Here is a 13,529-nt window from a genome sequence, read left to right on the forward strand (position 1 = left end):
TAGCAGATGTTGTCTGAGACAGGCATCTGTTAAAGCCTGATATGTAATGATTAGAAAACCCCTTATTTCTGGATGATATTTTAATAATAACCCAGCACGCAATATTTGTGAGACAGGTAAAAAACAGGTAAACTGTTATTTTGGATTTAATTTTTAATCACTTTTTTACAATCTTTATCTATACATACCGTATAAATCCCCGGCATTAAAGGGGTAAGGTCCACATCTGCGGTTTTATCACTTTTTACTACCGAAGCTAATGAAGAAACATCTTTGCCTGACTTATCATAAATTTTAAGATTTGAAGGTTTTTTCTTCAGCACGATCCTTATTTTTCCTTTGGTAGGATTGGGATACACAGAAAGGCCATTATCATTGTCTTTTGTCTCATATATTCCCAAGAAAGCTGCAGGTATTAAAGAAGTCTGAATGGTAAAGCCATTGATTATATTGAATGTAACTTCCGTATTATTTCCAACAATGGAAACATTCACATTGCTATCTGGGGCTTCAAGCTGCCATTGCCCCGCAATAGTCAGTTTTACAGGATCCACTTGTGGTATGCGATACAGTCTGGATGCATTCCCTGCAATCTGATTATAGGTATAGGATTCGTTATCATTCAAAAGCCCTAAAGGATTGGTAAGACTTACCTTTAGTTTATTCCCGCTATTCAATGTTTGAGTCATTATTACAGAAGGTTTATCAACGGAAATAACTTTATCATACTGAAATGCAGCAGAAGGATCAAATATAGCATATGCATAAATATTATCTTCTACATATTTCATCATATGTCCTTTATTATCCTGCTGGAGAATTTCAAAATAATTGGAAAAATTGGCGGCTATATCCTGTGCTCCGTTTGCTCCTCCCTGCATAATGATTGCATAACAATATTTATCTTCTGATGGAGCTATTCCATGATCTATATAGGCCGTTGTATAATTACCTGAAGTGTCTGCTGTATTAGCGTGGTTACGGGATTGCTGGGTACTTCTTTTAATCACTACAGCACCTGTATATCCATTGGCCGGAACAACAAAACTATTTCCTATGGCATCTGTTGCCCAAACAGCACCCGTATTGTGAGAAAAATTCACATTGAGTCCTGTTTGGCTTGCTCCATTAATATGGGTAGGAGTAGATGGATCCGGAAGCCCCGTTTGAAACAATGTGGTATGGATAGGATAGGTTCCTCCTGCATCTTTAATTTCCGAGCCAAGACATAATATTTTGTCTTTAAAGAAAAAAACAGTTTTAAATGCCGCAGCACCTGTACCGGAATTCGCATCTTTATAATCCATTGCAAACACCCCATTATTATCCAGAGAAGCATGAACCAGGAATTTTTTACCATTAAACAATCGGTGTACACCCGAAGGAAAAACACTTAACGGAATACTGGCCACTGTTGTTCCTGGCAAATGGCTCCAGTCCCATCCGTTATCCGTAACTGCTCCGTTTGTTCCTGCTACTCCCAATCCGTTAGACAATCGGGTTTTAGGACTTCCAGCTGATAAGATTTCCATCGCTCCCGCTGAAATATATCTTCCAAAAATATTTTCCGTTGCACTGTTTTCATAGTGCCAGATATGTTTGCTGGTTCCCTTTACAGAAACCTGATAACCATTGTATTTATGAACACTCAGCCCTCCATATGGAAACCCAAACTGCCCTTCGGTAATAGAATTCCCTGGTAAAAGAGCAGTATTATTATTTGCATTAACTATTATTTCTCCAGTCATCATCGTATTGACGATCCCAAGTGAAAGATAAAGATTGGTAGTAAAACCAGCTCCCGGCATATTATAAATTCTTTTAAAAAGCTTCCCTGCCTCGAGATTTCCTATAGGATCAGCAGCGTATAACAAAGCATAAGCATATCTGTAATTACGAAGAGGTGTGGTTGAATTAGGAAAACGCCCTGCCCATCCGCGGTGTATTTCAGTATCAACACTAAACTTCTCATAAGCCATCAATGCATTTTTAATATTATTTTTTGAAGCCGCACTGAGTTCATAAGGTGTATTTTTCAAAATATAATTAAGTATAACTGCAACATACAGAGCATCCATGCCATATGAATTAGGATAAGCTGCAATATGATGGAAAGTGGTAAAATCTGGTTTAATAAAATCTGCCCATCCATTAGCGACAAGCAATGCATTATTAATAAAACTAATAAGGAAATTCATTTTTTCTAATTTCTGCGGCTCCGCATCGTCCAAGGCTAAAATATAACACAAACGAACATGCATCAGAGAACGGATTACATCCGTATTAAATCCTGCATAAGTAAAATTAAAGTTAGGATTAGAAGGATCAATAAACGAAGTAAGACCGGCTAAAATTCCCATATGGTGGGAAAATTCACCAGCCTGTACCAATTCATCTTTCATAAGTAATATACATTGCCCTAAGGGAACACTTCGTAACCCGAAGTTAGATTTATATATTTCTAAGGCTTCAATAGAACTGTTTACAATAAATTGAAAATTGGTTGTAGAATTTACCCCTTTATCTTTAATATATTTAAACACTTTAAGAATTAAATCTTTGAGCTGAATACTGTGGTATTTTGGGTTTGATGGCTGCCCATTAACAATTGGGCCTTTAAGATGATAAGCCATTACAAGATAAAAAAGATTATTGTTAACCAGATTTGTAAAGGCATTCTCATCTGAACTATTTGTCATATCCCATGCTGGGCCCGGGTTTGTAAAGTTATAATTGCTGTTAATTGTAGACTCTACTGTATTAGCCTGTTGGATGTATTTATTATATAATGCCTTTACATTATTGTCGGAATAGGTAGTAATAGTACCGTCCGTAAGCCAGCCGATGTATTTTGTCTTGATATTGTTGATTTCGTTAAGCTGAGCCCGAAGAAGGCCAGAACTTAAAATAATAACTAATAATAAAATTCTGAGGGACATAGTATAAATTTTTTATGGTTAATAGATTTGTGTTTATGTTTTCATCTTATCGTAGTGATATCACCACCTTGGTTTTTATAAGAGTCTAACAAAGTAAAATTACATCTTTTTTGCCCTGAAAAAATAAATAATTCACTACTTAGAGTACATTTCAACAACAAATCTCTATCATATAAATTTTATACATAATAACTACAAAATCAAATTGATATATTATTGAATATAATTGAATTTCGAGAAAAATTTTATCCTAAATAATAAGTCATTATATATAAAAACATCACTTCTTTATTTAAAAAAAAGTATTTTTTAACCCAGAGTAATGAATAAAATTCCAATTGATTTTGATAAAAACCATCTTTGAATTTGAAAACTTTTATCTACTTTTGAGGTAACTTAATTTTCTTATTCACAGAATAAAAGAAATTAAGTTTTACTATTTGTTAAAATTAATTTTTATGGAAAGACCGCTTATTCTGGTTACTAATGATGATGGAATTACAGCTCCTGGTATCAGAAATCTTGTAAGTTTTATGAATGAAATCGGAGAAGTCGTTGTTGTGGCGCCCAATTCTCCTCAAAGTGGAAAAGGCCACGCTATCACCATTAACTCTACTTTAAGTTATGAAGAAGTCACGCTTGAGGGTCCACAAACCGACTATTCCTGTAGTGGAACTCCTGTAGACTGTGTAAAGATGGCTCTTGATAAGATTCTGAAAAGGAGGCCGGATATTGTGGTTTCGGGGATCAATCATGGGGCAAATTCTTCTATCAATGTCATCTACTCAGGCACGATGTCTGCTGCTGTGGAAGCTGGTGTAGAAGGAATTCCTGCTATCGGATTTTCATTACTTGATTTCAGCTGGGAGGCAGATTTTACACAAGCCAAAGAATATATTCAGAATATTGTCAGACGAACGCTTGAAAACCCAATGCCGAAAGGTATTGTTCTCAATGTGAATATTCCTAAACTTACAGCAGAAGAGATAAAAGGAGTAAAAGTCTGCAAACAGGCTCATGCAAAATGGGAGGAAAGCTTTGATGAAAGAATAAACCCCCATGGAAAAAAATATTACTGGTTAACCGGTTATTTTAATAATATGGATGATTCTGAGGATGCTGATGAAACAGCTCTGGCTAACGGCTATATTTCGATTGTTCCTGTTAAATTCGATCTTACCGCTTACGAATATATGAAAACATTGGAAGAAGTGATGACTTTTGAAGATGCGAAGGAAACAAAATAACCTATAATGTAAAAGGTTTTTACTTCACTTTGTCTGAAGCAATAAACAACATAAAAGGAGTGTGAAATTAAAATTCATGCTCTTTTTTATTTCCTGCCTTTTATCATTTCCGAGATTAAAAATAGATCTGTTTTTTCAAAAAAACAAGTATTTTTAAAATGATCCGTTGGAGATTATTCACTACCTTTATTCTGACAAATAATTACAAAATGCGTATAGAATATGACATAAAACTGGGTTTTAAGGATGTAATGTTCCGCCCGAAACGTTCAACATTAAAGTCCCGCTCAGAAGTTAATCTTGAAAGAGAATTTACTTTCAGGCATACAAAAAAGAAGTGGAAAGGAGTTCCCGTTATTGCTGCTAATATGGATACGGTAGGAACTTTTGAAATGGCCGTTGAATTAGCAAAAGAAAAAATCATCACCGCCGTTCACAAACATTATACTCCTGAAGAATGGAGCCAGTTTCTGAACAGTCAGTCTGATGATATTCACCAATATATTGCTTTAAGTACCGGAACGGGGAAATCTGATGAGGAGAAGATATGTCACATCCTCGAAAAGCACCCAAAAATCGAATTTCTCTGTATAGATGTAGCCAATGGCTATTCTGAACATTTCGTTGAATTTGTGAAGAAAGTAAGGACTAATTTTCCGGACAAGATTATCATAGCTGGAAATGTGGTTACAGGAGAAATGGTGGAAGAACTTCTTTTGGTGGGAGCAGACATTATTAAAGTAGGAATCGGGCCTGGTTCGGTTTGTACTACCAGAGTAAAAACAGGAGTTGGCTATCCTCAGCTTTCCGCTATTATTGAATGTGCAGATGCAGCTCATGGCTTAGGAGGACACATTATTGCAGACGGCGGATGTAAAGTACCCGGGGATGTAGCAAAAGCTTTTGGTGGCGGAGCAGATTTTGTAATGCTGGGTGGAATGTTTGCGGGCCATGATGAAAGTGGTGGCGAAATGATAGAAGAAAACGGTAAAAAATATCGTTTGTTCTATGGAATGAGTTCAAAAACAGCCATGGATAAACATTCCGGAGGTGTTGCAGAATACCGGGCTTCTGAGGGCAAAACAGTAAGAGTAGCCTATAAAGGTCCTGTATCTGAAACGGTAAAAGATATTTTAGGAGGTGTACGCTCTACCTGCACTTATGTAGGAGCTTCCCAGCTTAAAGAGCTTTCAAAAAGGACAACTTTTATCAGGGTTCAGGAACAGGAAAATCAGGTTTTTAAAGATTAAAAAAAAGGCTTTAGATCAATATCTAAAGCCTTTTTTATTTTGTTCTGATATATTTTTTGTGAAAATACTTTTGAAGCTGGTCATTTACAAATGTTTCTTCTTCATTCCCCAAAGCCATTTCTCCAAAATATAATATCCTTGGAACTACTTTTTAACCGACAAGAATAATATTATATTCTGTACTTTTTTTATATTTTTAAGTCAGCATTCCACCGTCAACATTTAGTGTTTGTCCGGTAATATATGCTGACATTTCGCTTCCCAGGAATACGCAAGCATTTGCAATATCTGCAGGCTGCCCTCCCCTTTTCATTGGAATTTCTTCTCTCCATCCCTGAACTGTTTTTTCATCTAAAACAGCTGTCATTTCAGTTTCAATGAATCCCGGAGCGATCGCGTTACATCTGATATTTCTTGAACCTAATTCCAGGGCAACAGATTTTGTAAATCCGATTACTCCGGCCTTAGATGCTGCATAGTTGGCCTGTCCGGCATTTCCTTTTACCCCCACTACGGAAGTCATATTAATAATAGATCCCGATCTCGCCTTCATCATCGGTTTAATTACCGCTTTAGTAAGGTTAAAAACTGAATCCAGGTTTACTTTAATTACTTTATCCCAATCATCTTTGGACATTCTCAATAACAGGTTATCTTTTGTAATCCCTGCATTATTCACTAAAATATCAATTTGTCCGAACTCCGCCATTACTTCTTCTACCAGTTTCTGAGCTGCATCATAATCTGATGCGTCAGACTGATATCCTTTAATTTGGGTCACAGAACTTAAAGCCGCCTCTAATTCTTTTGCTTTGTCTACAGAGCCGGCGTAAGTAAATGCTACTTTTGCTCCTTGCTGAGCAAACATTTCAGCGATACCTTTCCCGATTCCTCTTGTAGCTCCGGTAATTAGTGCTACTTTTCCTTCTAATATTTTCATATCTATTGACAATTATTTTCTTTATAACTCATTCAGCTTGTGACAGCTGAATATTTTAGTATTTATTATTCCTTTCCGGAATTAAACGGTTTGCAAAGATATTATAAAATGTTATTCAACACATTTAAATCATCAAAATAGTGAATTTTTTTGATCAATTATTAGCATTCTATTAAAGTTGGACTGTATTATTTTTAAATCTGGTGAAATAAATAAAGTCTGACTTTCTACTTTTATCTAACTTCAGTACCTCTTTCTGCCACAAATACTTATCGTATATAATGTCTGTCAGCGGTTCATTCTGAAAATTTAAAACACCATATTTACCGTCTTTTTTAACAACAAATTCATTTTCAAAGTCTTCAAATGTGATAATATCTTCATAAATAAAGGGTACAATTTCCGTTCCTTTTCCATCAAGAATTCCATAAAGATCATCAGAGTTCTTACATACCAGAGGCTTTGAATATTCATTAAGAACATTAAAATATTCATCATCTTGTCTTTTTATCCAACTAATTCCTTTCAGTTCAGTCATAGAATAATCTTTAACAGAAAATCTGTAATACTGATCTTTTTTTCTGATAATTAAACTTTCCGGATAAAACCCGAGAACCTGATCACCTTCACCCAGAATATTTTCCAAGTCTTTATTAAAAAGCTTTTCTTCTCTCCCTTTCTTCAGATAAATGAAATGTTTTCCGGAAACCATAAAGTCTCTGATAAAATCATATTCCTGCGGAGTAATCATACTTCCCTTCAGGTCTACAATACCGGATTTCTTTGCTTTATCATTGTATACACTGAAAAGATTATTGGATAAGGGATTTAAATACTTAAAAGCATGTGAATAGAGCTGACGGTCCTTTTTATAAAAAACAGTTGTTTTATTATTTTTTGTGAGATAAATATATTCTTTTTCATCAAAGTATTCGGGAGTAATTTCATTGTAAATTTCCTCTGAAATCAGATTTTCATCTGTATCAATCAGCCCGTATTTTCCTGTAGCTTTATTTCTGGTGATCAGAAAAGGATATGCATTGATATTGACAATCTGCTTTGAAAACTTGTGCAATGTCTGTCCATTATTTCCAATGATTTCATTTTGATTTTCTTCATTCACAATAAGTGCCCTGCCTTCTTCAAAATTGTAATCATCTTTGAATTCTCTATCGCTCAACTGTTTTCCGTTAAGGTCATACAACAGCCAGTTTTTATCTTTTAAAACAAAAAATCTATCTTTTCCCGAAAAACGAATCTTATTTGAATATGGAATTACCTGCTTCCCATTGTAATCATAAACTGCTTCCTCTCCTTTTCTGGAAGAAATAATTCTCTGTTTGCTCCACCAGGGTGTATTAAATTCCTGATCATCCAATGGGATCACTTCATTTCCTTTTTCATCAATAATTGCTGATTTTCTTCTGTTTTCTGTTTCTTCCGAATAAAGAATAAATCTGTTTTTAAAAACATGTAAAATACTTCCTTTGTAGGGAGATTCGAAAGTAACAACACCCAAAGAATCAACAATTCCCTGTTTTTTAGATCCCGAATCATAAACAGTACCGTACCCTTCCGAATAAGAAATGACCTCCTTCCCTGTCTTTTTAGACAGAATAACCTTCATATACTGGTTCGTCTGTGCTGTACAGACTACAGAACACAATACAAAAACTAAATGTTTCAAGGAATATTAAATAGAATTATTGACAATAAGAACGATTTCTCCTTTTAAAGTTTTAGTCTTGGAAAACTCAATTAATTCATTGATTGTTCCTCGTTTAGTCTCTTCAAATTTCTTGGAGATTTCACGGCTTAAACTTACTTTGGTTTCTTCTCCAAAGAATTCTTTAATCTGTTCAAGTGTTGTATTGATTTTATGTGGGCTCTCATACAGAACTATGGTTTTCTTTTCTTCTGCAAGCTGCTTCAGCTTTGTCTGCCTACCCTTTTTCTGTGGTAAAAATCCTGCAAATAAAAATTCATTATTGGGAAGACCTGAAACCACAAGTGCCGGAATAAGTGCTGTAGCTCCAGGAAGGCAGATCATATCAATATTATTATCTGCTCCTGCTTTTGCCAGCAGATACCCTGGATCTGAGATGCCTGGCGTACCAGCATCGGTAATTATAGCGATATTCTGACCGTTTTTAAGGTCTGTAATCACTTTCTCCGTTGCCTGGTGTTCGTTATGCAAATGATAAGATTTTAAAGGCTTGGAGATCTCAAAATGTTTTAAAAGTATTCCGGAAGTTCTTGTGTCTTCACATAATATATAATCAACTTCTTTAAGGACGTTTACCGCCCTGAAAGTCATATCTTCCAGATTCCCGACAGGTGTGGGAACAAAATATAGGATTCCGCTCAAAATTATAAGAATTTATTTTCCACCAATATCCAAAGTCTCTGCGCATATTCATCCACCTTGTTCCATTTTCTTTCGTAATACAGATCACTCAGATATTCTTTGGCTTCTTCCAGCGTTTTGAAGTGGTTTAGCTGAGCAACTGTATCATTAAGATCTGTCTGGCTGCCTTCAAAAAGCATTTTTGAGAATGCAATTCTGTCATTCAGATCCAGTTTAAATTCAGGTTTCTGTTTTTCAGCTTCCATAAAATTGGTAGGAATATTAGATTTCAGAATGCTTCCGGTTTCTTCTTTCACTACCACAGGCTCTTTTTCATTTGGAACTTCTCTTTCCAGAGGATCATCATCAAAAAGTGACTGAACGGCTTTTAACCCTTTGATATTGGCTAGTTTTATTTTTTTATCGTGATGATATTCATCTAAGTTTTCGAAGCTTTCATCAGAAGGATGTTTGTCTGTTTCTTCTGGAACAGGTTTGTCTATTTCAACAATTTTTCTTCTGTCATAAACCTCTGCTAATATATTTTCCTCTTTTTCATGCTCTTCTTCATGATCATTTTTAATTTCACTCAGAATATTTTCAACATTAGAGGTATCTGTTGCCATTTCTCCCTGTTCTATCGATACATTTGAAGAAATAAACTGCTCTTCACTTTCTTCGATCAGCATTTCATCTTCAAGCATTTCTGTGTCGAAAATACTTGGAATAGTTTCGGTTACTACAGATTCTTTCGCTTCGTTTACAACAGCAAAATCGGTTTCATTTTTATCGTTTTTTTCAACAGCTTCTTCCTCTTCATTACTATCTATTTCGTTCAGCTGATTATTGAATATGGCTTCTTCTTCCGTAACTTCGTTATCAAACATGTTTTCATCAATATCCTCGTCAGAATCCGGTTGAGAGTCTGCCAGAATCTTCTCTTCATCCACAAAGTTTACAACCTCACTGTATGGTTCTCCTGCTTCTTTTTCTTCAATTTCATTCAATTGATTATTGAACACTGCTTCCTCTTCCGTAATTTCATTCGGAGAACTTTGTTCCTGAATATTTTCAGCTGATCTTTCACCATAACTTTCTTCCACAAAACTTACAATATTTTCATGGAATTCGTTTTCAACGATCTCATTCAGCTGGTTGTTGAAAATAGCTTCTTCTTCCTTTCCTTCGGAAAAAACTTCATTTTCATCAATTTCGTTCAGTTCATTATTGAAGATAGCTTCCTCTTCTGTTACTTCGTTGCCGGAATCATGATCTAGCTCCCCCGAAGCAAAAGAGATGTACTGGCTTTCCGGATTATACCCCGGTTCATCAACAACGAAATATTCGATATTTTTTTCCAGCAGTTTCAAAAAAGAAATCCTGTTAGCAAGCTCATCCACAAGATCTTGCTTGGAAAGTAATTCATCTACGTTACTTATTTTGTCCAGATTATCAATGATATTCATGGATTCAAAAAAAATCTTTTCCTTTAAATCTTGGATATTCTGCATAATAAGATTCTTATTAAAATTGCTTACTTTTGATGTTAAAAATATACGGCTAATTTAACAAATGTTTTTAGAAAATACAATTAATCATTCCAAACAAAGCGGTTGGATGGAAGTGATTTGTGGCTCCATGTTTTCAGGTAAGACCGAAGAACTGATCCGCAGATTGCGAAGAGCAGAGATGGCAGGACAGAATGTGGAAATTTTTAAACCAAAAATGGATATTCGCTATTCTGAAGAGGATGTAGTTTCTCATAATCAGAATAAAATACGCAGTACAGCAGTAGAAAATCCTAATGAAATTCTTTTGTTGGCTTCCAATTGTGATGTAGTAGCAATTGATGAAGCTCAGTTTTTTGATGAAAGCATTGTTGATGTAGCCAATCAGCTTGCCAATAGCGGTATAAGAGTAGTTATTGCCGGATTGGATATGGACTTTCTTGGCCGTCCTTTCGGGCCTATGCCCAATTTAATGGCTACCGCCGAATATGTTACAAAAGTGCATGCTATTTGCAAGAGAACGGGTAACCTCGCCAATTACTCCATGAGAACCTCTCAAGGAGATAATCTGGTTGAGCTGGGTGAAACCGAAAGCTATGAAGCCGTAAGCCGAAGAGTTTTCATTGATGAAGTACTTTCGAAAAGAAAATAAACAGAGAAAAGGCAAAACAGTAAAATCGCTTGATAGCAAAGACTGGCAGCCATAAAACAGATTCACTTAATATAAAATAAGAAGCGGAAAATCTCTATTGTAAAATATGAAAAGGAAAAACCTGATGATGTAATCTTTAACCCTTTTGCTATTTTACCTTTTGCATTTCCGCTAAAAAATAAAGCAGAAAGGGTACCAATGAACTATACAGTACAACACATTGCAGAGATCACCAATGCACAGGTAATTGGAGACGGAGATTTATTGATCAAAAATATAGCTTACGACAGCAGAATCATTTATTCGATAAAGAATACTGCATTTATTGCGATCAATACCCATAAAAATTCCGGTGAAAAGTTTATTGAATCTGCAATTGACAGAGGTATCAATGTCATTATTTCTGAACATCAGTATCCGGAATTTGAAAATATAACCTGGATTATTGTTGATAATTCGGTAGATTTTCTTCAAAAATTAGCCAAATATCATTTTGAAAATTCACATTTACAATCTATCGGAATTACCGGAAGTAATGGAAAAACCATTTTAAAAGAATGGTTATATCAATGCCTTTGGAATGAATTTCCTACTGTAAAAAGTCCCAAAAGTTTTAATTCTCAGATCGGTCTTCCTTTATCTCTTCTTCAGATTAACAGTTCCCATAAGCTGGGAATTTTTGAAGTAGGAATCTCGCAACCGGATGAAATGGAAAAACTGGAAAATATCTTCCATCCTCAGATCGGATTGCTAACCCATATCGGAACCGCCCATGCTGCAAATTTTTCTTCCGAAGAACAACTCATTGATGAAAAGATTATCCTTTTTAAAAACTCTGAAGTGATCATCTATAATGGAGACAATTCTTTGGTTGATCAAAAAATAAAAAAATCCTATCCGGACAAGAAATTAATTTCCTACGGTTTTAAAAAAGAGAATAACGTCTTTATCAAAAACAGTATTTCCAAAGATGAAAATATTTTAGTGGAATATTTTGGTGAAGAAATCAGTTTTCCGGCCCATCAGAGAGACGAAGCTACATTAACCAATGCTATGGCGCTTATCACAGTGCTTAAGGAATTGAATATCGAAAATAAAAAGATCGTCGAAAAAATCAACCTTTTAAAGGCCGTTGAAATGAGGCTTGAAGCGATTGAAGGAATTAAAGGAAATATTATTATCAACGATTCCTTCAACCTTGATCTGGATTCTTTAAAAACTGCCCTTCAATTTCTGAATGAATATAACAAGTCTAAAAAGTCATTAGTCTTAACTGATATTGTAGGAGTGAGCAGCAATTCCCAGGAATTATATGAAGAAGTCTCTGAACTAGTTAATGAACAGAATTTTGATTCTGTATTTTTAATCGGTGATGAAATTTCAAAGTTTAGTGATTTATTTAAATCTAAAACTTATACTTTTATTGATACTAAAGAACTCATTGAAAGTAAATACCTAACAGAAATAGAAAACCAGATCATCCTGCTTAAAGGTGCAAGAAAATATGAGATCGAAAAACTTAAAGATATCCTCGAGCTCAGAAAACACGATACGGTACTGGAAGTAAATCTGAATGCTATTCTTCATAATATCAATTATCATAAATCATTATTGAAACCAGAAACCAAGATGATGGCAATGGTAAAAGCCAATGCCTACGGACTGGGAAGTTATGAAGTTTCGGAATTTCTCCAGCATCATCATATCGATTATTTGGGAGTAGCTTATGTTGATGAAGGTGTAGAGCTTCGTAAAAAAGGGATTACCACTCCTATTATTGTGATGAACCCTGAGCAGCACAGTTATCAGACCATTATAGAATACAATCTCGAACCCGAAATTTACAGTTTCAGGGTATTGGAATTGTTCTATGAAGCTGTTCAGAAATCCGGATATGATAAAAAATATCCCATCCATATCAAGTTGGAAACAGGAATGCACCGTCTTGGTTTTAAAGATTTTGAGCTGGATCAGCTAAGTCAAACTTTAGATGAAAAAAATCTTAAAGTTCAGAGCTTGTTCAGTCATTTATCTTCTTCGGATATGCCTGAAGAAAAAGAATTTACATTGAAACAGCTTGAAGTTTTTGAAAGAAATTCAAATTATCTGACAGAAAAGCTGGGTTACACGCCTATTCGCCATATCCTTAACTCATCGGGGATAACCAGCTATACAGATCACCAGTATGATATGGTGAGAATAGGTATTGGAATGCTTGGGGAATCATCTGACATTGAAATACAGAAACAATTAAAGCCTGTGGTAAGTTTTAAAACCGTAATTTCACAGATATCAATGGTTGAAAACGGAGAGTCTGTCGGCTACAGCAGAAGATATAAAGCCGATCATTCTACCAGAATTGCAACAATCCCGGTAGGATACGCAGATGGTATTCCCAGATTGATAGGAAACCAAGTGGGGAATGTTGGAATCAGTAAAACCCTTGCCCCTATTGTTGGAAATATCTGTATGGATATGATGATGATTAATGTAGATCATATCCCTAATGTGAAGGAAGGAGATACGGTAACTGTCTTCAATGCACAACCCAGTCTAAAAGAATTTGCGGGATACTGCAAAACGATAACCTATGAAGTATTAACCTCTATTTCACCTCGGGTGAAACGGATTTATATAAAAGATTAA

At 35.2% G+C, this 13,529-nt stretch carries 9 protein-coding genes; 4 read left to right on the top strand and 5 right to left on the bottom strand.

From position 1 onward, the window contains the following. Positions 1-146: 146 nt before the first annotated feature. Complete coding sequence (locus F3J23_RS10255) at positions 147-2,939, bottom strand: chondroitinase family polysaccharide lyase (RefSeq protein ID WP_167027921.1); 2,793 nt, start codon at positions 2,937-2,939, stop codon at positions 147-149. 458 nt (positions 2,940-3,397) lie between these two features. Between F3J23_RS10255 and surE the strand changes: the two genes are divergently transcribed. Together surE and F3J23_RS10265 are read left to right on the top strand one after the other, a co-directional pair. Next, complete coding sequence (gene surE, locus F3J23_RS10260; protein ID WP_167027924.1) at positions 3,398-4,186, top strand: 5'/3'-nucleotidase SurE; 789 nt, start codon at positions 3,398-3,400, stop codon at positions 4,184-4,186. Positions 4,187-4,395: 209 nt separating this feature from the next. Then, complete coding sequence (locus tag F3J23_RS10265; protein WP_167027927.1) at positions 4,396-5,436, top strand: GMP reductase; 1,041 nt, start codon at positions 4,396-4,398, stop codon at positions 5,434-5,436. 196 nt (positions 5,437-5,632) lie between these two features. On the opposite strand, the gene fabG is transcribed toward F3J23_RS10265, so the two are convergent. The 4 genes from fabG to F3J23_RS10285 all read right to left on the bottom strand — a co-directional run bounded on the left by fabG (position 5,633) and on the right by F3J23_RS10285 (position 10,234). Then, a complete protein-coding gene (gene fabG, locus F3J23_RS10270; protein ID WP_167027930.1) occupies positions 5,633-6,376 on the bottom strand; it encodes a 3-oxoacyl-[acyl-carrier-protein] reductase in 744 nt (247 codons plus the stop codon). 172 nt (positions 6,377-6,548) lie between these two features. After that, positions 6,549-8,063: a WG repeat-containing protein gene (locus tag F3J23_RS10275; protein WP_167027933.1), complete on the bottom strand. Its 1,515-nt coding sequence runs from the start codon at positions 8,061-8,063 to the stop codon at positions 6,549-6,551. A gap of 6 nt (positions 8,064-8,069) precedes the next feature. After that, positions 8,070-8,744 carry a 16S rRNA (cytidine(1402)-2'-O)-methyltransferase gene (gene rsmI / locus F3J23_RS10280; protein WP_167027936.1) on the bottom strand — a complete coding sequence of 225 codons (675 nt, stop codon included), beginning with the start codon at positions 8,742-8,744 and terminating at the stop codon, positions 8,070-8,072. Between the two features lie 2 nt (positions 8,745-8,746). Further along, a complete protein-coding gene (locus tag F3J23_RS10285) occupies positions 8,747-10,234 on the bottom strand; it encodes a hypothetical protein (RefSeq protein ID WP_167027939.1) in 1,488 nt (495 codons plus the stop codon). Between the two features lie 61 nt (positions 10,235-10,295). Here F3J23_RS10285 and F3J23_RS10290 point away from each other — a divergent pair, with 61 nt between their 5' ends. Together F3J23_RS10290 and F3J23_RS10295 are read left to right on the top strand one after the other, a co-directional pair. Beyond that, positions 10,296-10,883 carry a thymidine kinase gene (locus tag F3J23_RS10290; RefSeq protein WP_034694049.1) on the top strand — a complete coding sequence of 196 codons (588 nt, stop codon included), beginning with the start codon at positions 10,296-10,298 and terminating at the stop codon, positions 10,881-10,883. A gap of 198 nt (positions 10,884-11,081) precedes the next feature. Then, positions 11,082-13,529 carry a bifunctional UDP-N-acetylmuramoyl-tripeptide:D-alanyl-D-alanine ligase/alanine racemase gene (locus F3J23_RS10295; protein WP_167027942.1) on the top strand — a complete coding sequence of 816 codons (2,448 nt, stop codon included), beginning with the start codon at positions 11,082-11,084 and terminating at the stop codon, positions 13,527-13,529.

This window comes from Chryseobacterium sp. Tr-659 (genome assembly GCF_011752975.1).
In the GTDB taxonomy this organism is placed as follows: domain Bacteria; phylum Bacteroidota; class Bacteroidia; order Flavobacteriales; family Weeksellaceae; genus Chryseobacterium.